Here is a 24141-nt window from a genome sequence, read left to right as displayed (position 1 = left end):
TTTACGTTCGGCGTCGGCTCCTCGGTCGGCGGGCTGTGCGCCCTCGGGGACGTGCCGCGGCGGTACACCGCGACCGTCCACGGCGGCTTCGTCGCCCTCGCCATCGATCGCGAGCTGTTCCTCGATCGGCTCGAGGACGACCACGACCTCGCGCGCGATTTCCTCACGTCGATGGCAGCCGGGTTGATCGCGCTACTCGAGCGCACGGCCGCCCGCGACGGCGGCGCGGTCACCAGCGGCCCTGCACGCGGTGCATGAAGTCGTACGGGTAGCCGAGCGGCGGAGCGCTCACCTCGTCGAGGCGCGCGAACGCCTCGTCCGGCAGCGACAACGCCGCCGCCGCGAGGTTGTCCTCGAGCTGCTGCAGCGAGCGCGCGCCGAAGATGACCGAGCTGACCGCGGGCTTGCGCAACAGCCACGCGAGGGACACGGCCGCGGGCGATGCGCCGAGTTCCGCGGCCACCGCGCGGACAGCCGCGAGCACCTGCCAGTTGTGCTCGGTATCGAAGCGATCGTAGCGCTCCTTCCACTTGTCGAGGCGCGCGCCGGCGGGCGGCGGCTTGCCCCGCTCGTACTTGCCCGACAAAAACCCGCCCGCGAGCGGCGACCATGGAATGATGCCGAGGCCGTGGCGCAGACACAGCGGTACGTGCTCGCGCTCGAGGTCGCGCGCGATCAAGTTGTACATCATCTGCAGCGACACGAACCGCTCCAGGTGCTCGGTGCGGCTGATCCACAACGCATCGGTGAGCCGGTACGCGGCGTAGTTGCTCGCGCCGATGTAGAGGACCTTTCCGGCGCGAACGAGATCGTCGAGCGCGCGCAACGTCTCCTCCTCCGGCGTGTCCACGTCCTGCATGTGGATCTGGTACAGGTCGATGCGATCCGTCTTGAGCCGCCGCAGGCTGTCCTCGACGGTTCTGACGATCCGGTAGCGCGACGCCCCCGTCCCGTTGGGGCCCGGGTTCATGCGGAACCGACACTTGGTTGCGAGCACCACGTCGTCGCGGCGGCCGGACCGCTCGAACCACTTGCCGATGACGCGCTCGGTAAGCCCGTCCTGGCCGTAGACGTCGGCCGTGTCGAAGAAATTGATGCCGGCGTCGACCGCCCGGTCCATGATGGCAAACGCCGTCGCCTCGTCACAGCCGACGCCGTGCATGAACGAGTTTTCGTCCGCCTCGCCGAAGGTCATCGTGCCGAGGCACAGGGTCGACACCTTGAGGCCACTCGTTCCGAGGTTTCGGTAGTCCATGGGCGGCGATGGTAGCGCGCCGGGACCGGCGGTCGGCCCCGTTTGCTCGCCCAAATGGCCAGCCCCGTTGACGCGATGTGTCAAAAACCTCTTGACTTTGCCTCCACGGTGGTTAGCTTCCTTGACGCAACGCATAAACCACACCGACAGGAGGCGCGACCATGACCGCAACGACCCGGTACTTCACCAAGACCTACGAGAACTTCCAGAACCTGAGCCGCACGTGGGCGGCGTCGGCGCTGGCCACGAGCGCCCGCTCGCTCAAGCACACCGCCGAGTACCTCGAATCGCTCAGCGCGAAGTTCGCGCCGCCGGCCGCCAGCGACGCGCCGGCCGCCAGCGACGCGCCGGCCGCCAGCGACGCGCCGGCCGCCAGCGACGCGCCGGCCGCGGGCGCGACCGCGACGCCGCCGGCTCCGCAGTCGACGACCACCGCCGAGCCGCCGCGCGCGCAGGCGTGACGGGTGCGGGGGCGCGCGCCGACCGCATCGACGCGACGCGCGCCCACGAACCAGACGCCCGTCCCATCTCGCGACGTCGCGGTCGGCCTGACCGACCCGACGAACTCGCAACGGCGCGGGGCGCACACGGCCGCCGGACGTGCGCATGCGGCCGCGACGCGTCGATGCGTCGCGACGCCGGCCCGCGAGCAGCGGCCGCGAGACGTCGATGCGTCGCGACGCCGGCCCGCGAACAGCGGTTCGCCGGGCGACCGATCGGTGCGTCGGTCGCTCGCGACCGCGCGGGCGCGCCTGCACGCTCCCGCGGCCCCCGTCGCGCGCGCCGTTCGTCCGTGCGCGGTCGAGCGCACACGCGTCGCGACGGCGCGCGACCGCCGGAGGCGGCCGCCTAATGGCTCTGCACGTCGCGGACGAGTCCGGGCCAGTCGGCGATCGCCGGCAGTCGGCCTTCCGCGTGGGCCGGGCGCCCTCCCCCCCGGCCACCGGCGCGAGCGCACACCGCCCGGATCAGGGCCCCGCAGTCGGCGGCGATGCCCTCGCCGGCCGCCGCGAGAATCCGCATGCCGTCGCCGTCGACGACCGCGAGGGCGCAGGCGCGCCCCGCGTCTGCGATCCGCTTGGCGATCGCGCGCATGGCGGCGACATCTCCGTCGACAACGGCGACGACCCACCCCGGCGGCGGCGTGGCCGCGATCAGGCGTTCCGCGACCTCCGCGGCTGCGCGCAAACGTAGGTCGCACAGGGCTGCGCGCGCGTCCGCCAGGTCGGCGCGCAAGCGGTCCACCGCATCGCTCACCTCGTCCGGGCCGCAGCTGAGCGCGCGCCCGATCGCCCGCAGGGCGAGCGCGTGGCGCGCGATCCGGTCGCGCGCGCGCGGGCCGGCATCGAAGTGGATGCGCGTCATCCCCTTGTACGCCTCGACGCGGTCGACGCAAACGACGCCGACCTGTCCCGTCCGCGTACAGTGCGTACCGCCGCACGGCGAGACGTCGAAGTCCCCGATCGCGACGACGCGCACGTCGCGGGCGACCTTGGGCGCGCGCCGCAGCGGCAACCGCGCGAGTTCCTCGGGCGGCGGAACCCATGCGCGCACTTCGACGTCCGCGTCGACGACTTCGTGCACGCGCTCGACCGCCGCCGCGACGTCGCGGTCCGCGAGGCGCGAAACGGCCACGTCCACGGTGCAGCCGCCTTCCCCCAGCCGCGACGACACCGTGGGCGCCGCCGCCACGTCGACCAGCGCGCGCGACAGCATGTGCTGGCCGGTGTGCAGCGCCATGTGCGCTCGCCGCCGCCGGCCGTCCACCTCGCCGCGCACGCGCGCGCCGAGCGGCGGCGGGTCGCCGTCGATGACGTGGTAGATGGTCCCGCCGTCGTCGACCTGCACGTCGACCACCGCAGCGCCGCCGAGCGTGCCGCGATCGGCGAGCTGGCCGCCGCCTTCCGGGTAGAACGCGGTCCGATCCAGCACGACCGCGGCGCGACCGCGACGCTGCGCGTGGCCGACGACGGTCGCGTCGAACGTCCACAGCCATGGATCCGCCAGATACAGGCGCTCGGTCGGGGTTCCGCTCATCGCAAGTGCAACACCGACGTCTCCACCCGCCGGCCGACGCGCGCGACCTTCTTCCATGCGCTCTTGTCGTTCATCGGCACCCAGCGGCGCTCCTCGCGGCGGTAATGCCAGTCCTTGTCGCGCTGGTAGAACACCTGGATCCCCAGCCCTTCGAGGATGTTGCCGATCTCGTGCGAGTGATAGTTGAACTCGTCGTAGTCGGTGAGCGCTCGCTGGCCCATCTCCGCGTGCAGTTCGGTGAGTTCGAGCAACAGGTCGTTGATGCCGCGGTCGAGCGGCGCCACCTTCAGTCCAATGCGCTCCGCCTCGCGCAGCGTGATCGGGTACTCGTGGGACGGATATGCCGAGTTCAGGTGCTCGGCGATGGCGAGCGCCTTGCGCTCGTCGGGAATGTGATAGCCGAGGATCTCCTGACAGAGCTTCACCGAAAGCGAACTCGACCGGTCGACCGCGCCGACCACCAGGGGGTGAACGTACTTGAACAGGGTCTTGTACGGGTTGCTGTCCTCCGCGGTCGCCGACTGCTTCCACAGCCGGATGACGCGGAGCAGTTCGTCCTGGCTCACCGACACCAGGTCGTTGTCGATGTCGGCCGGCGACAGCTCGTGGCGCAACGACGTGTCCACCGCCGTGAGGTACGCCAGCGGCCCCATGCGGATCTCGTCGGCGCCGAGCGCCATCATCGTCGCGGCCGACGCACACTCGCGCGTCACCAGCGCCACCAGCCGATCCGCATGCTGCCGCAACAAGTTGATGATGCGCAGCGCCGCCTCGCCGGAGCCGCCGTCGGATTTGATGGCGAGGTACAGCTCGGGCACTTCGCCGATCGCGTCCAGGATTTCGTAGATCGCCGTCACGTCGTTGTGACACACCGAGCCGTTGGGCGACGTCCAGTACGCGATGAGCGGCGCCCCCAGTTCGCGCTGCAGCGCGGCGACGAGCTTCTGCGTCTTGGCAAACAGGATCGGCGGCTTGGCGATGCGCACCCGCGGCTTCATTCCCATGGACGGCTCGACCTCCGTGTGGCGAGCCACGTTACTACACACGGGGCGGGGGCGGTCCGGCCCGGCGCGTACGCGAGCTGCACACCTGTACGCGGCATGCGCATGCGCCGAGCACAATTCCGGGCCGTTAGGCCGGCGTGCGCGTTGCATCGCCGGTCTCGCATGCGATCGACCGGTATTGCGGTCCTGCTCGTGTGCGCCGCCTGCTCGTTCGACGCGTCGGGCTACTCGTCCGGCGCCGGCGGCGACCTCGTGCCGCCCGCCACCGGGCCGGACGCCGGCAGCGATCCCCGCGGCCCCGACGCCGCCGGCAACCCCGGCGCCCCGGACGCCGGCGATACCGCGCGCACGCCCGACGCCGGCGGCACGACCGCACCGCCGGATGCCGGGCTGTCCGCCACCTGCGACGCCCTGTGTCCGGGCACGTGCGAGGGCGATGTCTGCGTGATCGTGTGCGACGCCGACGACAGCTGCGGCAACGTCGCATGCCCGCCCGGGTTTGCGTGCCGCGTCGACTGCGCGGGAGACGGGTCGTGCCGCAGCGTCGATTGCACGGCGGCGACGGCCTGTGAGGTGACCTGCAGCGGGCGACGCAGTTGCGACCGCCCCGTCGCGTGCGGCGTGGGACCGTGCGACGTCGCCTGCGCCGGCGACGAAAGCTGCAAACGCGGCGTCGCGTGCGCCGCCGCGTGCGCGTGCCAGGTGACGTGCGATGGCCACGATGCGTGTCGCGCACCGGCGTCGTGCCCGCCCGGCTGCAGCGACGACTTCGGCTGCACCACCGACGGCGACAACTGCGCCACGTGTTAGCGCGCGAAACCCGACGCGCGGCTGCACCGTCGGCAGCCGGCGTGCGCCGCGCATCGCCTACTCCGGACCGGCGTAGGCGTAGTAGGCGCCCCGGAAGTCGATCCGATCGACGCCGGCGACCTTGACGACCTGCGCTGCGCAGACCTTGTATTCGGCGGTGCCGGTCACGGCATCCCCCGCGTCGACCGTCAACAGGTTGGCGCGCGCGTCGGGGAAGTGCAGCGGCATCCAGATGCAGCCGCGCCGGACCTGTCGCGACACGATCGCCCGCGCGCGCACGTGACCGCGCCGCGACCGCACCTCGACCAGGTCGCCCGTGTCGATCCCGCGCGCGCGCGCGTCCGCCGGATGAATCTCGACGAACGCCGCCGGCTGCTTGGCCGCCAGACCCGGCGTGCGCCGCGTCTGCGTCGCCGCGTTGTAGTGGTAGAGCGTGCGACCGGTGGACAGCACCAGCGGGTAGTCGTCCTGTGGAGCCTCGACCGGCGGGCGGTAGTCGACCGGCTGAAACAACCCCTTGCCGCGAAGAACCCGGCCGGCGTGCAGATACGGCGTTCCCGGGTGGTCGGGATCCGGACACGGCCACTGCAGCCCGACGCCGAGCCGGCGGATGCGGTCGTGGCTGATGCCGGCAAACTTCGGCGCGTCCCGGGCGAGTTCCGCGTACACCTGTTCGGGATGGTCGAACCGCCAGCGGGCACCGGCGGCGTGGGCCAGGTCGACCAGGATGCGCCAGTCGGGCCGCGCCTCACCGGGCGGGTCGACTGCCCGGCGGACGAGTTGCACGCGGCGCTCGGAGTTGGTGAACGTGCCGTCCTTTTCGGCGAAGCACGCGGCCGGCAGCACGACGTCGGCGAATCGGCACGTCTCGTTGAGGAAGATGTCCTGGACGACGACGAACTCGAGCGCGTTCATGCCCCGTTCGAGCCGCGACACGTTCGGTTCCGACACGAGGATGTCCTCCCCCATGATGAACAGGCCTTTGATGCGATCGCCTACGGCCTTCATCATCTCGTTGAGGTTCATCCCGGGCGTAGACGGGAGCGACACGCCCCAGGACCGCTCGTATTTCCGCCGCACCTCGTCGTCGTCGACGCGCTGGTACCCCGGAAAGAACACGGGGCTCGCGCCGGAGTCGTTTGCGCCCTGCACGTTGTTTTGGCCGCGCAGCGGGTTCATCCCGGCCGACGGGCGCCCGAGATGGCCCGTCATCAGCACCAGATTCGACAGCGCGTACACGTTGTCGGTCCCGTGCGTGTGCTCGGTGATGCCGAGCGTGTAGTAGATTCCGGCGCGCGGCGTCGTCGCGTACTCGCGCGCCGTGGTCCGGATGTCGTCGGCCGGCACCCCGGTGATGCGCTCGGCCTCCTCCGGCGAGTAGCGCGCGACGGTCCGCGCGACCGCGTCGAACCCCTCCGTGTTCGCCTCGATGAACGCGCGGTCGACCAGATCCTCCTCGATGATCGTGTGCGCCATCGCGTTGAGCAGCCACACGTCCGTGCCCGGATGGAGCTTCAGATGACGCTTGGCGATCCGCGTCATCCAGATCGCCCGCGGATCGGCGACGACCAACGTGGCGCCGCGGCGCACCGCCCGCTTCATCTCCATGGCGATGATCGGGTGCGCCTCGGACGTGTTCGACCCGATCACGAACAAGAAGTCCGCGTCGCGGATCTCGCCGATGCTGTTGGTCATCGCGCCGGCGCCGAACGTGGTGACCAGACCGGCCACCGTGGGGGCGTGTCAAGTCGCGGCACACTGGTGGACGTTGTTCGTGCCGAACACCGCCCGCGCCAGCTTTTGCATCAAGTAGTTTTCCTCCATCGTGCAGCGCGACGACGACACGAAGCCGAGCGCGTCGGCGCCGTGCCGGTCGGCGACGCCGCGCAGGCCGGCGGCCGCGCGCGCGAGCGCGTCCTCCCAGCTCGTCTCCCGCAGACTGCCGCCGGCGTCGCGCACCAGCGGGCGGGTGAGCCGGTCGGGGTGCTCGATGAACTGGTACGCGAACCGCCCCTTGACGCACAGGTTGCCGTCGTTCGGCGGCGTGCCGGGCGGCGGGCTCGTCACCTTCACCACCCGCCCGCGACCGCCGTGCGCCGCGCGGTCGACGTTCAGATCGAGTTGGCAGCCGACGCCGCAGTAGTTGCAGGTGGTCCTAACTTTGTCGAGCAGCCTGTCCGGGGGCGCGTGTTCGCGCAGCGGGATCTTTTCGGTCATCGCGCCGGTCGGACAGGTGTCGATACAGCCGCCGCACATCTCGCACGTCGTATCGACGAGCGACGCGGCGTCGGCGGTGGTGATAGTGGTGTGGGAGCCCCGCCCCGCCAGCGTGATGGCGCTGACCGCTTCGACCTCGGCGCAGTAGCGCGTGCACCGGGCGCACAGGATGCACCGGTCCGGGCGGAACTCGATGAACGCATTGCGGTCGTCCGGCCTGCCCGCGCGCACCGGCTCCATCCGCGGCCAGTCCGTGGCGGCGCCGACGCGGTCGGCGAGTGCGTGAAGCTCGCACGGCGCGCCGGTCTCGCACGCGTCGCGGTCGGCGACGTGGTCGGTCATGTACAGCGACAGCAGCGTCTTGTGGTGGCGCGCGATCCGATCGCTACGCGTCGTCACGACCATGTCGGCCGCGGCGGGCGTCGCGCACGCCGGCGCGAGGCGCCGCCAGCCGTCGATCTCGACCAGGCACGTGCGACATGCGCCCGCCGGCTCGAGCCGCGGGTCGTAGCACAGCGTCGGGATCCACGCGCCGGCGCGGCGCGCGACCTGCAAGATCGTCTCGCCGGGAGCGAACGGCACGCGCTCGCCGTCGATCGTCAGCGACGCCGTCAGCGACGCGCCACCGCCCGACGCCCGGTCGGCATTGCGATCAGCCATCGGCAAACTCCTCCGGAAAGTGGCGCAGCGCGGACACCAACGGCAGCGGCGCCGCCTGCCCGAGGCCACAGATCGACCCCTCGTTCATCTGCCACGCGACGTCGGCGACCTGGGCGAGTGCGGCGCCGCGCCCCGCGCCAGCGCGAAACCGGTCGAGCGCCTGGCGCAGAAACCGCGTGCCGATGCGGCACGGCGCGCACTGGCCGCAGCTCTCGGCCTCGAAGAAGCGGAGCTGGTTTGCGACCGCCGCCACGACGTCGGCGGTGTCGTTGAGCACGACGACCCCCGCCGACCCGAGCATCGAGCCCGCATCGGCCAGCGCGCGGAAGTCCAACGGCGTGTCGCGCAGGCGCGCCGGCAAGAAGCCGGAACTCGCGCCGCCGGGGCTGAACGCGCGCAGCTCGCCCACGTAGCCCCCCGCCGCGGCCGCGAGTTCGTCGACCGTCACGCCGAGCGGCAGCTCGTAGGTGCCCGGCCGGCGCACGTGGCCGCTGATGCAGTACAGCTTCGTCCCCGGCCCCGTCTTGCCGAGCGCGCGAAACCAGTCGCCGCCGCGCTGCACGATCGCCGGCACGCACGCGATCGTCTCGACGTTGTGGATGAGGGTCGGTCGCCCCCACAGCCCGACTTCGGTTGGAAACGGCGGCTTGAGGCGCGGCATGCCGCGCTTGCCCTCGAGGGCTTCGAGCAGCGCCGTCTCCTCGCCGCAAATGTACGCGCCGTGTCCGGCGTGCAGATGAAACCGCGTGTCGGCGAGCGCGCCCGATGCGGCGAAGCGGGCGATCGCGCGTTCGAGCGACCGCCACGGCGCGCCGAACTCGCCGCGCACGTAGAGGTACACGTCCCGCGCGCCGACCGCGGCCGCGGCGATCGCCAGCCCCTCGAGCACCTTGTCGGGCCGGCGGAGCAGCAGCTCGCGGTCCTTGAACGTGCCCGGCTCGCCCTCGTCGGCGTTGAGGACGACGAATCGGTCCCCGTCCGGTTGCGATCGCACCGATTTCCACTTGACCGCGGCCGGAAAGCCCGCGCCTCCGCGCCCCTGCAGGCCGGCCCGATCGATCTCGGCGATCACGGCGTCCGGCCCGAGCTGCGCCGCACGCGCGAACGCCGATCCGGACCAATCCGGCTCGCCGAGCAGATCGCACGCGAGCCGGTCGGCCGGCGCGCCGGCCGGGCCGACGTCGCCCCGCCAGTCGCGTTCCGGCACGGCGCTCGACGCGAGGGCGCGCCAATCGCCGGCGGCGCGGTCGACGTCGTCCGGACGAATGCCGGCGAGGGTGTCGCGCCCGTGCAGTACCGCGGGGGCGCGATCGCAGGCCGCGAGACACGCGCAGGTCCCTACCGGCCAGCCCGCGGCGCGGGCGCGCGCGAGCACGTCGCCGGCGCCGGCCAGCTCGCACGACAGGCCCGTGCACACGCGCACGCGCACGTCCGGCTCGGCCAGCAGGTGGTAGAAGCTCGCCGCGCCGAACACTTCAGCCTCGGCCACGCCGGTGTCGCGGGCCACCTGGCGCGCGACGCCGGGCGTGAGGCCGCCGAGCGCCCGCACCCGATCGAGGATCTCGGCGCGCTTGTCCCGGTCGGTCGCCATGCTCCGATCGGGAGTGTGGCATAGTCGAGACGACGGTGGGAGACACGACCATGCGAATTGACAAGATCGTCGTCGGTACGGACTTTTCGGAGCAGTCGCGCACGCCCGTCGACCACGCGGCGTCCATCGCGCGGCGCTGCGGTGCGGAGATCGTGCTCGTGCACGCGACGACGATGCCCGCGGTCGACGTCGCCGAGATCATCGGCCCCGTGCAAGACGTACCGGACGAACGGCTCGAACGCGCGTACGCCGAGGAACGCGCGCAGCTCGAGGCCCTGTGCGACCAGCTGCGCCGCGACGGCGTCAAGGCGTCGCCGCTGATGGTCAATGAGTTGCCGGACGAGGCGATCGTCAAGGCGGCCGAGCAGACCGGCGCGGATCTCATCGTGCTCGGGACCCACGGCCGCACCGGGTTGCGGCGCGTCCTGCTCGGCAGTACCGCGGAGAAGGTCGTCCGCTGCGCGTCGACGGCGGTCCTCGTGGTACGACCGGACGCGACACCGCATCCCGGCTACCGCAAGATCCTCGTCGCCACGGACTTCTCGCCGTTCGCTCACAAGGCGCTGCACGCGGCGATCGAACTGGCCGCCCCCGGCGCCGAAGTGGAGCTGTACCACAGTTGGGTGTTGCCGGCGACGGCGACCGGGCGCGGGATCCCGGGGGCCGAAACGGTCGGCCAGAAACTGCGACAACAGATCGAGGTCGGCGCGGAAGCGCGCGCCCGACAGTGGCTCGACCGCCATCCCCGGGCCGACGTGCGGCTGTCGTTCGTGCAGGAGGAAAAGCCCGCCGCCGCGGGCATCCACGACCGGCTCGTCGCGGGCCAGTTCGACCTGTGCGCGCTCGGCAGCCACGGCCGGCGCGGCCTGCGCCGGTTCTTGCTCGGCAGCGTGTCGGAGATGACCGTGCGCTACGCGCCGTGCTCGGTGCTCGTCGTCCACGGCACGTACGACGCCGACGACTGAGCCCGCGCGCACCGCGCATCCGCCCGCCGGCCGCGCGAGAGTCGGACAGCGCCGCGCTCTCCTGCCGGCGCCCGCGCGGACATCCGGCCGTCAGCCGCGCTGATCGATCGGCACGTACGACCGCTTCGTCGGCCCGATGTACAGCTGGCGCGGCCGGCCGATCTTGCGCTTGGGATCGTCCATCATCTCCTTCCACTGCGCGATCCAGCCCGGCAGCCGGCCGATGGCGAACATCACCGTGAACATGCTCTCCGGGATCCCGAGCGCCCGGTACAGAATGCCGCTGTAGAAGTCGACGTTCGGGTACAGCTTGCGCTCGATGAAGTAGTCGTCCTCGAGCGCCACCTGCTCGATCCCCTGCGCCACGTCCAGCAGCGGGTCGTTGATGCCCTTGCGCGCCAACAGCCGGTCGGCCATCGCCTTGAGAATCTTCGCCCGCGGGTCGTAGCTCTTGTAGACGCGGTGACCGAAGCCCATGAGGCGCCGGCCGCCACGCCCGCTCTTGATGTCTTCCATGAACGTGCGGTAGTCGGTCCCGCTGTCGTGCAGCTCGCGCAACATTTCGATCACCGCCTGATTGGCGCCCCCGTGAAGCGGCCCCCACAGCGCGAGGACGCCGGCGCTGATCGACGCGTACAGGTTGGCGTTGCTCGACCCGACCAGGCGAACCGTAGACGTCGAGCAGTTCTGCTCGTGGTCGGCGTGCAGGATCAACAATGTGTTGAGCGCGGCCACGTGATCCGGGTCCGGCTCGTACGGCTCGGCCGGCACCGCGAACATCATGTGCAGAAAGTTCGCGCAGTACGACAGCTCGTTGCGCGGATACATGATCGGCTGGCCGATGCTCTTTTTGTACGCGAACGCCGCGATCGTCCGCACCTTCGACAGCGCGCGGCTGATGTGCATGTCGGGGTCGCCGGTCGGATCGAGGCAATCCGGGTAGTAGGCCGACAGCGAACACAGCATGGCCGACAAACTCGCCATCGGGTGGCCGGTGCTCGGAAACCCGTCGAAGAAGTGGCGCATGTCCTCGTGGATCATGCTGTGGTAGGTCAACAGACGCGAAAATCGCGCGAGCTGATCGCGCGTCGGCAACTCGCCGTAGATGAGCAGGTACGCCGTCTCCACGAAGGTCGACTTTTCCGCGAGTTCTTCGATCGGGATCCCGCGGTAGCGCAAGATTCCCCGTTCCCCGTCGAGGAATGTGATCGCGCTCGTCGTCGATCCGGTGTTGACGTAGCCGTTGTCGAGCGTGATGAGTCCGGTCTCGGCGCGTAGCTTGCGAATGTCGAGCGCGCGCTCGCCCTCCGTCCCCTCGAGAATCGGCAGTTCGTATTCGCGGTCGCCCACGATGAGCTTTGCAGTGTCGGTCATCGCGGGCATCCTAAAGGGAGTTCGCGCACGCCGCCAGAAGCACCGGTGGCAACTGCTCGTGTCGCCCGCCCGGTGGCCCCGCGGCTCCGCGGCAATGCGCCGCCCGAGCGGCGGCGAGCGACTAGCGCCGCTGGCCGACGAGCACCACCACGAACAGCGCCCGGTCGCCGATCTGGGGATGGCGGCCCTGCGCTATGCCCACCCCAAAATGGGTCATGCTCGCCTCTTTCTGGACAGACGCAAGCGGAAAACCGTCGACGTCGGCCACCGCGTTGGCGATCGTCGTCACGGCCGCGAAGTCGGCGGCCAGCCGGTCGAGCGCCGCCTGCGACCGCTTTGCGGCGCGTTCGGCCGGCACCCCCGACGCCACGTCGCGCGCGAACCGCTGCGCGATCGCCTCGAGCCGCTCGTCCCGGCGCAGTCGAGTGCGCCGCTCGATGCGCGCACGGATACGCGCCCGCGCCACAGTCGGATCGACCGCGGGCGGAATGCGGATGAACAGTTGCGTGACGAACAGCGCTCGCTCGCCCGCCTCACCGCGCCCGAAGGCGACGCCGATGCCGATGTGGGTCGCCTCGCGCGCAAGGATGTTCGCGCGGTGGCCCGGGCTGTTCATCAACCCCTCGTGCGCCTCGTCGACCCCGTAGGCGCGCGCCACGTTCTCGAGCACGAGCGCAGTCGCAATCCCCGCGGCGCGCACGCGGTCGGCGGCGGTGCCGGTCGTCGGCGACACGTGCGCGACCTCGCCGGTGTCGCGCATCTCGGCGCTGTGCGCGCGGGCGATGGCCGCGAGCCGCTCGTCGCGGACCAACGGAGGCAGTCCCGCGGCGGCGCGTGCCGCGTCGACGCGCTCGTACAGGCGGCGCTCGGCGTCGATCGCGGTGGCGTCGGTCGCGCCGGCCGGTACCGCGACGCTCGTCGTGCGCGGCGGGGCGACGCCGCACCACACCGGGAAGTTGGCGAGCACCGACGAGCCGCGCGCGTCGGACGCCGCGATCTCGATGCGCAACACGCCGGGATCGTCGCACGCCACCCGCGCCGCGACGCGACCGTCGGCGCCGGCCGACACGCGCGGCTCGTCGACGCCGCCATCGCGACGCGTGACGAACACGTGCGGATCCCGATACGGCGGCCGCACCCGTGCGCGCAGAGCGATCGCCTCGCCTACGGCCACGCGGCGCGGCACCGGATCGACGTCGACGAAGCTTGGTTGCAGAATCAACAGGATGACACCGGTTCGACCGCGTGCGTGGCTGCCGACGCCGACGCGGGCGACCTCCGTCGACGCGAACAGGTTGGCGAGTTGTGCTTCGACCTGCCGTGCGTACCGGCTCGCATCGTCGAGCGGCCCCCAGATGAGCACGAGGTGCGGAGACGGCTCGACGACACCGTAGTAGCGCAGTGCGAACTCGACCAGCGCGTACGGGATCGGCGCGTCCTCGCGCGCGAGCGGCGCCAGGTCGGCGGCCACGGCGAACAGGCGCGGATCGCGCATCGGCGCGGGACGGCCGGCGGCCGCCGCCGCGCGCGCCACCGCCCCGACCACGGCGTCCGCCACCGGTCCCCGCGGGGCGGCGGTGCCGGCCGGCGCCCCGTACGCGCGCGCCGGCGGCCCGGACGGAACGAACACGAGACGCTCGGCCGCCGCGCTGCCGGCCGATGTGCGGCCCTCGCCCGTCGCGGTCGCCGCCGGCCGCGGCGCGCGCCACCCGGGCGACCGGCCGACCGAGCCACCGCACGCCGGCGCCAGCGCGACGGCGATCGCGGCCGCGCAATACCCGGCGGCACCGGCCGCGCGCGGGCGCATCACCTGGCCTCGACCGGTCGTGTCGTGCGGGGCTTGGCGCCGCCCGCGGGCTTCACCGCGCGCGGCTCGTCGCCGGCGGCAGTCGCCGCGCCGCCAGCCTCCGCCGGCGCGGCGGTCGCCGCGGCCCGCGCTCCGACCGCGCGCGCGGCTGCGGTCTGCCCATCGGCGTCGGCGAACACGACGGTCGCGAGCCGATCGAGCGCGTGGAAGTCCTGGATCGGGATGCGCGACCACGACGACGCCCGCAGGCCGGCGTCCTTCGGCTTGTCGACCCGCACGATGTTGAGCCGCCAGCGATCGCCGACGCGCGGCGGAATCGTCACGCGCATCGCGTCGTCGCGCCCGCGCACGGCCACCAACGGGATGGCCACCTCGACGTCCCACCCCTCGTCGACGTCGCTGCGATCGTCGACCGTCCCGCGCACCCGCACCGCGGAACGCATCCCCGCGTTCCAGGCGACGTCGGAGCCTTCGCGCCGCGTCTTGGCAAACCACGCGTCGAAGTGCGCGTTGTGCGGGTTCACCTGCAGCTCGACATACCCCCGGCGATTTCCGTCGGCGTCGATGAACCACTCGACCACGTCGGCTTTCCACAGCGTGCCGTCGCGGTCGCGAAACTCGCTGAACACGTCGCGATCGGTCACTTCGACGAACGCATACAGATGTTGATCGTCCCACAGCAACTTCGCGCGCGTTCGATCCCGCAACGGCTCCCCACCGATGGTCGGCGCAAAGTCCGGGCTCCACGGCGCCGCGGCCCAGGCGGCGTCGTCCGGTTTGCCGTCGATTTCGATCGGGCCGCGCGCGCGCCGGATCGCGTAGGTCGGCAGAGATGGCTGGCCTTTCAGTTGCACGGGCAACGTCGCGACGATCAGCCGGCGCTCCGCGTCGACGGGGCCCGACGACACGGGCATGCGGCCGTCGACGCCCTGCGCGCCGCGCCGCCACAGGCCGACGGCGATCCGCGCGGTCGGCGACCTCCAGTCGCCCTTGAGCGCGATCTTCTGTTCGTCGCGGATGACCTGGCCGGCCTGCCACTTGTCGGGGCCGTGGCCGGCGCGCATCGGCGTGTAGTCGACGTTCATCCATTCCGCGGGCGATGCCCCGATCACGTGCGTGAACACGCGCCAATCGGGCCCCGGCGGCGAGACGACCTTCCACCAGTGCACGATCGTGAACGGTTCGCCCGGCACGATCGCGGTCCGGTCGATCTGATTGCCGAGGTACACGACCTTGCCGCCGATGTCGGCGTCGAGGCGGTGCGTCAACGTCTCGCCCTCCGGCAACTCCGCGAACAGGTTGCGCTCGACGTACGCCGGATCCGGCGGCGCGGGTTGCCCTCCGGTCGGCTCGCGCTCCACACACCCGGCCGCGAGGGCGACCGCCGCCGCGATCGTCACGGTCTGCGCGATGCGTCGCATGCGCCAGTTATAGCCCACCGCCGCACGCCCGCATCACAGGATGAGGTCGCTCGCGTCGTGGGCGATGCTCGCGTTTTGCCGCTCGCGTTCGACCAGCAGCTTGTAGACCTCCGCCAGAAGCTCCGGGTGCGCGACGGCGACGTCATCGAACTGTTCCCGCGACAAGCTCAGGGTCACCGTGTGTTCCACGGCGACCACGTCGGCCGATGCCGGCGCGCGCCGCAGCAGCGACGCCTCGCCGAACGCGTCGCCGACGGTCAGCTCCGAAAGCAGCTCGTCGTCGGCGCGCACTTCGCAGCGCCCGGACACGATCACGTGCATCCGGTCGTTGTCGGCGCCTTCGCGCACGATCGCGTCGCCGGCGCGCGCGATGTGCGGTTCGAACCGGCGCAGCACCGTCCGCCGCTCGTCGTCGCTCAGTCGGCTGAACAGCTCGGACGTGCGCATCAGATTCGCCAGCAGCCGCGCGCGCGCGTACTCGGCGAGCACCGTCGCCAGTCGCGGGGCCGCGGTCGCGAGCCGCTCCACCGCCTCCGCCGGCACCTCGAGCAACCAACACGGGGACGTGCAGGTGACCGTCGCGGTGCGCGTCGTCCCGGCCAACAGTGCGATCTCGCCGAAGAACGCGCCGGCGCGCAGCTCGCCGAGCACCTCGTCGCCGCGGGTGACCAACGCCGCGCCGCGCGCGAGCCAGTACAGCGACTCGGCGGGCTGGCCCAGATCGAGGATGACGTCGCCCGGCACGCGCATCGACAACTGGGTGACGCCGATCAGCGCGCGGATGTCTTGTGCGCCGAGCACGCTCAGCAGCGGCGTCGGCGGCAGCCGGTCGCCGGCGCGTTCGCGCGCCGCGCGGACCGCGCGCTCGACCGCATCCTTGGCCGCCGCGACGGCTTCGTCGAGATTCGCCGGATCCGGCCGCGACGCTGCGGACGGAGCTTCCCGCGGCGGCGCCGGCGGCCGGGGCCGGGACGAGCGGTCGATGCGATCCGACTCGGCGCAGTGCGTCCGAGCGATCCGGTCGGTGAGTTCCCGCGCGGCGTCGCCATCGCGCTCGTCGAGCCACCGCGCGCACGCGACCGCCAGTGCGACCTGACCGAGTTCGCTGGCCGCGCGGCCGAGCTCCGCGATGGCGCTCGCCGCCTCGCCGGCGCGCCCGGCGTCCTCCAGCGCGAGCCCGACGTCGAGCCATGCACCGAGGTCCGACGGTGCCGCCGCGAGGACGGCAGCGCAGCGTGCGAGCTGTCGTGTTGCGTCTGCCACTGGCGCGAGCGTATCAGAACCGCAGGATCGTCGCGCCACAGCAGCTCAGCGCGGTCGAGGTCGACGCGCCGGCACTGCCGCCGGACGAGTCTGACGTCGCGACATTGATGAGGATCACGGCCGCGACGCCGACGACGACCCAGAACCACACCTTCTTGTAGACGGGCTTGGCCTCCGGAGCGTCGTCGCCGGGCGCCGGCGGCGGCGCGGGCGCGGCCCGGGAGGGCGCCGCCGGCCCGGCAGCCGCACCCCCGCGGTAGCGATCGCGCACGGCGGCGATGTCGATCGACGCGACGCGATCCATCTCCGGGTCGCCTGTCGCGGGCTGCGGCGCGGGCGCGGCGGGCTGCGGCGCGGGCGCGGCGGGCTGCGGCGCGGGCGCGGCGGGCTGCGGCGCGGCCGGTGGCGCCGCCCCGCGCTGTGCCTCGAGTCGGCGAATCTTGTCGCGCACCCGCTCGGCGTTCGGAGCGTCCGGCATCTGCTGCAAGTAGATCCGGTAACGGCGCAGCGCCTCGTCGGTCTCACCGAGGCGCTCGTGGCACAGACCGATGTTGAACTCGAGGATCGGGGACGGAGCCAGCGCTTGCGCCTTGGCGAACTCGGCGATCGCCCCGCGGTAGTCGCCGGCGTCGAACTTCGCCCGACCCGCCGCGTAGTGCGCGCGCGCCTCGTCGCGCGGCCCCGCCACCGCAGGTCGAACGGCGATCGGTGCGACCGCCGTCGCCACCGCCGCTGCGAGCGCAATCGCGATTCGAATCGGCGCGTTCATTCCAGCAAGTCCGAATCGTCGTCGATCAGTCCGTCCTCGATGCCGTCCTTGGGCCGCTTGTGCTTGCCGTCGTCGGGCTTCGTCCGGTCGTCGGGCTTGCTCTGGTCGCCCGGCTTCGTCCCGTCTCCCGGCTTGTTCCCGTCGCGATCCGAGGACCCGCCCCGGTGACGCACGAGCTTCTGCGTCACCTTCCGGCGGCTACCGTCGACCACGATCGTCGCGTCGTGGTAGCGCGCGCGGCGAAGCTGGAGTTCGGTCGGCTGTCCCTTGGGCACGTCCACGATCAACGGCGTCGTCCCGAGGCGGGTACCGTCGCGGTAGACCTCCGCCCCCTGCGGCCGCGAGTTGACGAGCACGGCGATCTTCGGAACGTCGACCGCCGGAGCCACCGGCGCGGCCGCGTCCGCCGCCGGCGCGGCGGCGATCGCGGCGTCCCGGGCGCCGGCGGCGCGTGCCCCCCCTGCATCGGGATCCGCCCGCACGCCTGCCGGCGCCGCCCCCGCGTGCGCCGGCCGCCGACCGCCCTCCGCACCGTCGCCCCCCTGCCGGCCCTGCCACCACAGATAACCGCCGGCCGCGCCGCCGCCGACGACGAGGAGGCCGACCACGGCCCACAGCCACCCGCGACGGCGGGGCGGCGCGGCCAGCTCGCCGTACCCCGACGCGGCGCCCGGGTCGGCGTACGCCATACCCGACGGCGCGCGACCGGTCGCGCCGTGCGCGATGCCGGACGCCGTCGGCGTGCCGTAGCCCGCGCCGGCCGGCACCGGCGTCGGCATGGGCGGCGCGTACGCCGCCCCCGACGGCGTGCCTCCATAGGCCGCCGACGCGCGCTGGGCGTCGAGGTAGGCGCTCATCCCCGGCCCCGCGACGGCGCGGTACGCATCGATGAGCGCGGCCTTCAGCTCGTCCATCGACGCGTAGCGCTCCGCGGGTTCCTTGCGCATACAACGCTGGATGATCGCCACGACCGGCGGAGGCGGCTGCGGCCAGCCATTTTGTGCCGCCATCTGCTCGGGCGGCATCGGCTCCGTCGTGATGTGCTGGGTGAGGATCGCCATGAACGACTCGGCCTTGAACGGCACCGAGCCGGTAAACGCCTCGTAGAGGATGACGCCGAGCGAGTAGATGTCAGCCCGATGATCCACCGGCTGGCCCAACGCCTGCTCGGGCGCCATGTAGTACGGCGTGCCGAAGATCGTGCCGGTGCGCGTGAGGTTGTTCTGGCCGTCGTTGCCGGTGACCTTTGCGATGCCGAAGTCCAGAAGCTTCGGCACCTCCATCCCGTCGCGCACCGTGACGAAGATGTTCTCCGGCTTCATGTCGCGGTGCACGATGCCGTGACGGTGCGCGGCCGCGAGGCCGTCACACGTCTGGATCAAGATGTGCAAGATGCGCGCGGGATCGAGCGGCCGCCGGATCAGATCGCTCATCGGCTGGCCGTCGAGCAGCTCCATGCACATGTACACGCGCCCGTCCGGCAGCGAGCCGACGTCGGAAATATCGATGATGTTCCGGTGGCCGATCGACGACGCGGACTGCGCCTCCTGATGGAAGCGCTGCACGGCCTCGGGGTTCGACACGATCTCCGTGCGCAGCAGTTTGACCGCCATCTGCTTCTTGAGGCCGACGTGCTCGCACTTGTAGACCTGGCCCATACCGCCTTCGCCGATCTTGCTCAGCACGCGGTACCGGCGGTCGATGACGACGCCGATCATCGGATCCGGCGGCTCGGCCTGCGCCAGCGGTTGCGACGCCGACGGCGGTGCCGTCGGGTGCGCCGCGCTGCCAGGCCCGCGATGGGCGTCGTCCGAAGCCATGCCCCTAAGTATTGCCTCCGGTCGGTGCACCGAGCAAGGAACGAGATTTACGGCGCACGGCAGGTCCCGACTCCCCGCTCGGACGCCTCCGAGTCGGACGGGTCGTTGAGCACGCACACCGCCGGGGGTGGACACGAACCGAAACCGCCACCGCAGCGGCGCGGTACGCCCGCGCCGGCGTCGGCGCCGCCGTCGGTCGCGCCGGCGACCAACGCGCAGTGGCCCGAGTCACACCGGGCCGACGCGCCCGGTTCGCAGACGTCCACCTCCGGGCACGGCTCGGTCCCGTCGCAGCCGAGGCCCGCTCGGTGCGCGTCGGCGTCGGCGGCCGGGACGGCCGTATCCGCGCCGCCGCGCGCGCAGCCGCAGCAGTCGGCCGGCACGCGAACGCAGTCCGCGTCCGTCGCGCAGTCGGCCGCGGGCGGCTCGCCTGCCGCGCACGCGCAGGTCAGGCAGCCGGCGTCGGTGCGCGCGTAGCCGGCGCCGCAGTCGATCTCGCACACCACCGGGGCGCACGCGAGCGCACACGAACCCGCCTCGCAGCGCGCCTCGACCCCGCACGCGGCCGGTGTGCGCGGGTCGGCGCACTCGCCCACCACGCCGGCGCACGCCGCGCCCCACCCCTCCGCCACGGGCAGGGCGAACGTCGGGCAGGTGCAGCAGTCGGGCCCCGCCGGCTCGCAGTCCGCATCGCTGCCGCACTCGGCCGCGCCGGGGACCGCGTCGTCGGGGCCGTCCGGCGCAGACTCCGCCGCGCGCCCGGCACACGCGGCCGCCGCCGCGAGCGCGAGCGCGGCGTGCCAGCGGGGTCGGCGCGGCGGTCGCGCGGTCATACCCGCGGCGGTAGCACGCCCCGTGCCGGCGGCAACTCATCGAAAAGACGTAACGCACCACAGTTTTCCGAGGTCGACTGTCGCTCCGCTGTCACACGCGCGCGCCACCATGGCCCCATGGCGCACGTCACCAAGACCGACCGAATGCTCGAGGACAAGATGCTCGCGTTCGCCGGCGACCCGGAGCGCGTCGACGCGCTCGCCAAGGCGCGCGCGTTCAAACGGTCGTGGATCGATCTCGCGGAGGCGCTCACCGCCGTCCGCGACCGGGAAAGCTACAAGCGCTGGGGGTTCGACACGTTCGAGGCCTACTGCCGCAAGGAGCTGCACCTGAAGACGGCCACCGTTCACAAGCTCGTCGGCAGCTACCACTTCTTGCGCACCGAGGCGCCGAAGGTGATCGAGCGCAGCCGCACGGACCCCGCGCAGCCCGTGCCCGACCTGCGCGCGGTCGATTTCGTTGCTCGCGCAACGGAACGCGGCGCCGCCGATGCCGACACGCTCGACGCGATCCGCCGCGCGGCGTTCGACGAAGGCGCCGAGGCGCCCCTGCTGGCCCGGCGGTTCCGCGAGGTGGCGTTCCCCGTGAGCGACGCCGAGCGCGCGGAACGCCTTCGCGCGCAGATCGTGTCCACCGCGCGCCGCATGGCCAACCTCATCGCCGAGCCGGAGTCGCCGCTGCCGCGCGACGTGGCCATCCAGGTCGAGGAGGCGATGGGCGCCGTGCTCGAGGCGCTCGACAACTGACGCCGCCGGAGCCCCGGGTCGAGCGACCGACGGGCCGCGGCGCCCGCCTCGGTTACGATCACAGGGTGGCCATCACGCGGCGCACATTCTTGATCGTCGGCGGTGCGGCGGCGGCCTCCCTCGTGCTGCCCGGCCGGCGCCGGCTGGCACTGCCCGGACGGTTCGCGCTGGCCGTCGCGGGGGCGTGCGATTTCTGCGGCACGCCGTATCCCGCTGCCGGCGCCCTCGCCGGCGCCATCGGGCGGCCGCACCGGATTTGTAGCGCCTGCATCGACTTGACGCTCGAGACGCTCGGCGACGAGATGCGGTGGGAACCGGCGGCGCGCGCCCTCGCCGGCGCCGCGGCGTATGCCGAGATCGAACGCCAGGTGCGCGACGGCATCGCGACGGGCGTCTTCGACCGCGACCCGGCGGCACTGTCCGCCGCTGCGCGGGCCCTGCGGGAGCGGTTGCTGCACGAGTTCGGACGGACTACACCGCCGGCGGCGAGTCTCGGGTGTAGTTTTTGCGACGCCCGACAGCACGACGTGTGGCGCCTGATCGCCGGGGCCGGCGCGTTCATCTGCGACGTGTGCGCCGCCGATGCGGCCGCGCTGGTGGTGGCGAGCGGCCGAGTCGGTTGAGCCCCGCGTCGCGCGGCGGCCGGCGCCGGCCGCGCGCGCCGTCGTCGAGGGTCGTCGCCATGACGCGGTCCCCGCGACGCGGCACCTGCCGTGCAGCGACCGCGGCGACCGCGGCGCCGGACCGCCCGGCCGCGCGACCGGGCGCGACGGGCGACCGCGCCGGTTCGCCCGGGCCGGCCGCGCCGTCAGCGAGCGACGCTCGCGAGGAATTGCGCCGTCGCGTCCTGCGCGGTCCGCAGCGCGCGGCCGATGGCGGCGTCCACCGCCGCGTCGCCCTGCCAGCAGCCCTCGCTGTCGAACCAGTACAGCGACATGGACCAGCAGCGGTCGCCGTAGGCGGCCTCGATGGCGCCGCGCATCGCCGGCCACTGTGCGTTCGCCGTCCACGCCGCCAACTCCACGATCGCGTCGGGGGTAGCGGCGGTCGGACCGGACCAGTCCGCGCGCGCGTAGCGATCCTGGATGTCCAACGTGTACTCCTCGACGTGCGAATGCAGGCGGATCGGGCTGTCGACCGCCGTGAAGTTGGCCGCGTGCATCGGCTGCGTGATGTCCGTCATGTAGTGCAGAGCCAGCCCCAACGCGTAACAGCCGTCGTAGACGTTGCCATCCGCGAGCAGCGCCCGCGCGTCCGCCGCGAACTGCAGTGCCCGCTCCTTCGCCACCGGAGAGGATTCACCCTTGTAGTTCGTGCCCGTGGCCGGATCGTAAAAGTGCGACTTCCACGTCGCGCCCGACCGCCAGATCTGCCAGGTGCTCGCGCCGGGCTCGAGGTCCCGCCGTCCGTCGTTGTACTCGGCCTTGTAGTCGGCGTCGAACAGGCCCTGCTGCCAGCGAGGCTCGCAGGACGGGTCGCGCATCCGTGCGACCGCTGCCGCGGCGTCGGCCTCGCCGGAATGGCGCGCGAGGATGTCGACCGCGCGGTCGACGATCCAGAGGTGCGTGCTGTAGGCCTCCTCCGCGGCCGACAGCGTCTCCCAGTACAACGTCCCGTCGTCCGGCCCCGCGTCCGGCCCGGCGGCGCTGCCGCCCCCGTCGTCGAACGAGTCCCCGACCGTGCACCCCGACACGACCAGCGCAAGCCAAGCGATTGCGGTCCAGCTGCGGCGTACGTTCGTCATGGTCATCATCGTGACCACCTACCACAACCGAGCGCGGCGCGGATCATCGAAACTGCGCCGCGCGCCGAAGCCAACACGCGTGCCGCAACAAAAGTAGTCGCTGATACATCCGTTACTTCAGGCGCGTTGCCCGGCTCGCCGCGCGGCGATGCGGCGCGGGGTCCTCAGGCCGCCGGCCACCGCGCGCGGTCACACGGCCTACGTCATCCGCGCGCCGCGACGCGGTCTCGGCGGGCGCCCCGCGATCAACGGGCGCGCGGCGCCAGCACCGCCAGCGCAACAACGGCCGCGACCGCGAACCCCGCGCTCGTCGAGAACGCGGCCGCGCTGCCGGCGTACTGCCAGATCGTGCCGAACAGTGCGCTCGCGGCGAGGCCGCCGAAGCCGACGACGACGTGGTACCAGCCGAACCCCGTTCCCCGGCGCGCGGCGGGCGCGAGATCCGCGACCAACGCCCGCTCGGCGCCTTCGGTCAGGCCGTGGTACAGGCCATAGGCGACGAACAGCCCCCAGACTGCCGCCCGGGAGTGTGCGAGCGCGAAACCGAGGTAGACCGCAGCATAGACGAGCCAGCCGATCGCGATCACGCGGCGGCGGCCGACCGCGTCCGCCAGCTTGCCCCCGGGTACCGACGCGGCCGCCTTGACCAGATGGAGCGCCATCCACAACAGTGGCAGGGTTGCCAGCGGTGCTCGCGACTCGCTGGCCTGCAGCAGCAGGTAGACGTCGCTCGCGTTGCCGAGCGTGAACAGGCCGACCGGCACCAGCACGCCGAGCAGTCGCCCCGGCGGCGCGTCGGCCGCGGGCGGGTGCGCGGGCGGGTGAGCGCGCGCGACTACCGGCGGCGTCGCGGATGCGGGCGCCTCGCGCACGGCGACGACGACGGCCAAGACGGCGGCGACGCCGGGCAGGGCGGACAGCCAGAACAGCGCGCGCAGGTCGTTCGCCCACCCCGTAAGGAAGGCGTAGGCAATGACCGGTCCGAGTACGGCGCCGGCGTGATCCATGGCGCGATGGAGACCGAACGCGGTCCCGCGCTGCGCGGCCGGAACGCACGCGGCGAGGAGTGCGTCGCGCGGGCTCGACCGCAGTCCCTTCCCCGTACGGTCGGCAACCCGTACTGCGAATACGTGCCACGCGCTGGTCGCGATCGCGACCAGCGGCCGACTCACCGTTGACAGGGCGTAGCCGGCGAGCACGAAAGGGCGCCGTCGCCCGAGCCGATCCGACCACCGCCCGGACGCGAGCTTGAGCAGGCTGGCGACCGCGTCGGCCGCGCCCTCGATCCAGCCGACGGCCAGCGGCCCGGCTCCTAGGTCGCCCGTGATGAACACGGGCAACAGCGGGATGACCATCTCGCTCGCGGTGTCGGTGAGTAGGCTGACCACGCCGAGAGCGACGACGTTGGGCGCGAGCCACGCTCGGCGCGCGCGCGGCGGTGATGGTTGCTTGGACAACGGAAAAGTTCGGTGGCAACCGCGATCCGGCGGAGCGAGCTGCCGGCCGCACAACCCCGCGCGACCGGCAGGCCGATGGTAGGACACGCCGCGGTACCCGACAGGTCGCGGCGCCGCGAATCGGCGTTCCCCCCGCCGGTGGGCTCGCGCCCTGCGAAGGTCACGCGGTCGCGCGAGCGGAGTGGCACGTCGCGGCCCCGCGCGCCGGAGGCCGGCCCTGGGTGGCGGGGACGCGGCACGCCGTGCAGGCGGTGCGGCGGCGGCCGATTGTGCGATGGCGTGCGACGACGGGGCGCGACGGCGGCGCGACGGCGCCCGCGCGACGCGCGGCCGCGCCCGCGCCGCGCGACGGCGGCGCGCCCGCGCC

21 protein-coding genes and 1 pseudogene are annotated in these 24141 nt (G+C 72.5%); 6 read left to right on the top strand and 16 right to left on the bottom strand.

Translation table 11 applies throughout. The features are described 5' to 3' along the window. A partial coding sequence (locus D6689_06300; GenBank protein ID RMH43076.1) for a hypothetical protein occupies positions 1 to 258 on the top strand: 258 nt, incomplete at its 5' end. Here D6689_06300 and D6689_06295 read toward each other — a convergent pair. The 4 genes from D6689_06295 to D6689_06280 all read right to left on the bottom strand — a co-directional run bounded on the left by D6689_06295 (position 230) and on the right by D6689_06280 (position 4296). Further along, positions 230 to 1255, bottom strand: coding sequence for an aldo/keto reductase (locus tag D6689_06295; GenBank protein RMH43075.1), 1026 nt, complete (start codon positions 1253 to 1255; stop codon positions 230 to 232). The two genes, D6689_06300 and D6689_06295, sit on opposite strands and share 29 nt — an antisense overlap. A 193-nt stretch (positions 1256 to 1448) precedes the next feature. Then, the gene (locus tag D6689_06290) at positions 1449 to 2066 is read right to left on the bottom strand and encodes a hypothetical protein (GenBank protein RMH43074.1); all 618 of its coding nucleotides are present in this window, start codon (positions 2064 to 2066) and stop codon (positions 1449 to 1451) included. Between the two features lie 38 nt (positions 2067 to 2104). Further along, positions 2105 to 3292: an alanyl-tRNA editing protein gene (locus D6689_06285; protein ID RMH43073.1), complete on the bottom strand. Its 1188-nt coding sequence runs from the start codon at positions 3290 to 3292 to the stop codon at positions 2105 to 2107. After that, positions 3289 to 4296 (bottom strand): hypothetical protein, encoded by a 1008-nt coding sequence (locus tag D6689_06280; GenBank protein ID RMH43072.1) that lies wholly within the window; start codon positions 4294 to 4296, stop codon positions 3289 to 3291. Before D6689_06280 ends, D6689_06285 begins: the two co-directional genes overlap by 4 nt. Positions 4297 to 4458: 162 nt before the next feature. On the opposite strand from D6689_06280, the gene D6689_06275 reads away from it, so the two are divergent. Beyond that, positions 4459 to 5106: a hypothetical protein gene (locus D6689_06275; protein RMH43071.1), complete on the top strand. Its 648-nt coding sequence runs from the start codon at positions 4459 to 4461 to the stop codon at positions 5104 to 5106. 57 nt (positions 5107 to 5163) lie between these two features. Here the strand turns inward: D6689_06275 and D6689_06270 are convergent, their stop codons facing one another. The 3 genes from D6689_06270 to D6689_06260 are packed head-to-tail and all read right to left on the bottom strand — an operon-like array spanning position 5164 to position 9574. Beyond that, positions 5164 to 6837 carry a formate dehydrogenase subunit alpha gene (locus tag D6689_06270; protein RMH43070.1) on the bottom strand — a complete coding sequence of 558 codons (1674 nt, stop codon included), beginning with the start codon at positions 6835 to 6837 and terminating at the stop codon, positions 5164 to 5166. A 12-nt stretch (positions 6838 to 6849) separates the two neighbouring features. Continuing rightward, complete coding sequence (locus D6689_06265) at positions 6850 to 7983, bottom strand: 4Fe-4S dicluster domain-containing protein (protein ID RMH43069.1); 1134 nt, start codon at positions 7981 to 7983, stop codon at positions 6850 to 6852. Further along, on the bottom strand, positions 7976 to 9574 hold the full coding sequence (locus D6689_06260; protein RMH43068.1) for an NADH-quinone oxidoreductase subunit F: 1599 nt from the start codon (positions 9572 to 9574) through the stop codon (positions 7976 to 7978). Before D6689_06260 ends, D6689_06265 begins: the two co-directional genes overlap by 8 nt. A 35-nt stretch (positions 9575 to 9609) precedes the next feature. On the opposite strand from D6689_06260, the gene D6689_06255 reads away from it, so the two are divergent. Continuing rightward, positions 9610 to 10539 carry a universal stress protein gene (locus D6689_06255; protein ID RMH43067.1) on the top strand — a complete coding sequence of 310 codons (930 nt, stop codon included), beginning with the start codon at positions 9610 to 9612 and terminating at the stop codon, positions 10537 to 10539. A 90-nt stretch (positions 10540 to 10629) separates the two neighbouring features. On the opposite strand, the gene D6689_06250 is transcribed toward D6689_06255, so the two are convergent. From D6689_06250 to D6689_06230, 5 genes are all read right to left on the bottom strand, one after another. Further along, positions 10630 to 11913, bottom strand: coding sequence for a citrate synthase (locus D6689_06250; protein ID RMH43066.1), 1284 nt, complete (start codon positions 11911 to 11913; stop codon positions 10630 to 10632). 121 nt (positions 11914 to 12034) lie between these two features. After that, positions 12035 to 13720 carry a hypothetical protein gene (locus D6689_06245; protein ID RMH43065.1) on the bottom strand — a complete coding sequence of 562 codons (1686 nt, stop codon included), beginning with the start codon at positions 13718 to 13720 and terminating at the stop codon, positions 12035 to 12037. Next, the gene (locus D6689_06240) at positions 13720 to 15141 is read right to left on the bottom strand and encodes a hypothetical protein (GenBank protein ID RMH43064.1); all 1422 of its coding nucleotides are present in this window, start codon (positions 15139 to 15141) and stop codon (positions 13720 to 13722) included. The genes D6689_06245 and D6689_06240 overlap by 1 nt, the downstream gene beginning before the upstream one ends. Before the next feature lie 33 nt (positions 15142 to 15174). Continuing rightward, a complete protein-coding gene (locus D6689_06235) occupies positions 15175 to 16404 on the bottom strand; it encodes a hypothetical protein (GenBank protein ID RMH43063.1) in 1230 nt (409 codons plus the stop codon). Between the two features lie 13 nt (positions 16405 to 16417). Next, a complete protein-coding gene (locus D6689_06230; GenBank protein ID RMH43062.1) occupies positions 16418 to 16708 on the bottom strand; it encodes a hypothetical protein in 291 nt (96 codons plus the stop codon). On the opposite strand from D6689_06230, the pseudogene D6689_06225 reads away from it, so the two are divergent. After that, positions 16683 to 16802: pseudogene (locus D6689_06225) on the top strand (biotin synthase). The gene D6689_06230 and the pseudogene D6689_06225 sit on opposite strands and share 26 nt — an antisense overlap. A 367-nt stretch (positions 16803 to 17169) precedes the next feature. Here D6689_06225 and D6689_06220 read toward each other — a convergent pair. Together D6689_06220 and D6689_06215 are read right to left on the bottom strand one after the other, a co-directional pair. Further along, the gene (locus tag D6689_06220; GenBank protein ID RMH43061.1) at positions 17170 to 18993 is read right to left on the bottom strand and encodes a serine/threonine protein kinase; all 1824 of its coding nucleotides are present in this window, start codon (positions 18991 to 18993) and stop codon (positions 17170 to 17172) included. A 47-nt stretch (positions 18994 to 19040) separates the two neighbouring features. Continuing rightward, the gene (locus D6689_06215) at positions 19041 to 19826 is read right to left on the bottom strand and encodes a hypothetical protein (GenBank protein ID RMH43060.1); all 786 of its coding nucleotides are present in this window, start codon (positions 19824 to 19826) and stop codon (positions 19041 to 19043) included. A 117-nt stretch (positions 19827 to 19943) separates the two neighbouring features. Between D6689_06215 and D6689_06210 the strand changes: the two genes are divergently transcribed. Both D6689_06210 and D6689_06205 read left to right on the top strand, forming a co-directional pair. Further along, positions 19944 to 20573, top strand: a complete 630-nt coding sequence (locus D6689_06210; GenBank protein ID RMH43059.1) for a hypothetical protein — start codon at positions 19944 to 19946, stop codon at positions 20571 to 20573. Between the two features lie 65 nt (positions 20574 to 20638). Next, on the top strand, positions 20639 to 21196 hold the full coding sequence (locus D6689_06205; GenBank protein ID RMH43058.1) for a hypothetical protein: 558 nt from the start codon (positions 20639 to 20641) through the stop codon (positions 21194 to 21196). Between the two features lie 185 nt (positions 21197 to 21381). Here the strand turns inward: D6689_06205 and D6689_06200 are convergent, their stop codons facing one another. Beyond that, positions 21382 to 22335 (bottom strand): hypothetical protein, encoded by a 954-nt coding sequence (locus D6689_06200; protein ID RMH43057.1) that lies wholly within the window; start codon positions 22333 to 22335, stop codon positions 21382 to 21384. A gap of 227 nt (positions 22336 to 22562) precedes the next feature. After that, positions 22563 to 23774, bottom strand: coding sequence for an MFS transporter (locus D6689_06195; GenBank protein ID RMH43077.1), 1212 nt, complete (start codon positions 23772 to 23774; stop codon positions 22563 to 22565). Positions 23775 to 24141 lie beyond the last annotated feature (367 nt).

The sequence above is a fragment of the Deltaproteobacteria bacterium genome (assembly GCA_003696105.1).
Classification (GTDB): Bacteria; Myxococcota_A; Polyangia; order Haliangiales; family J016; genus J016.
This window is presented reverse-complemented; position numbering and strand designations above follow the sequence as displayed.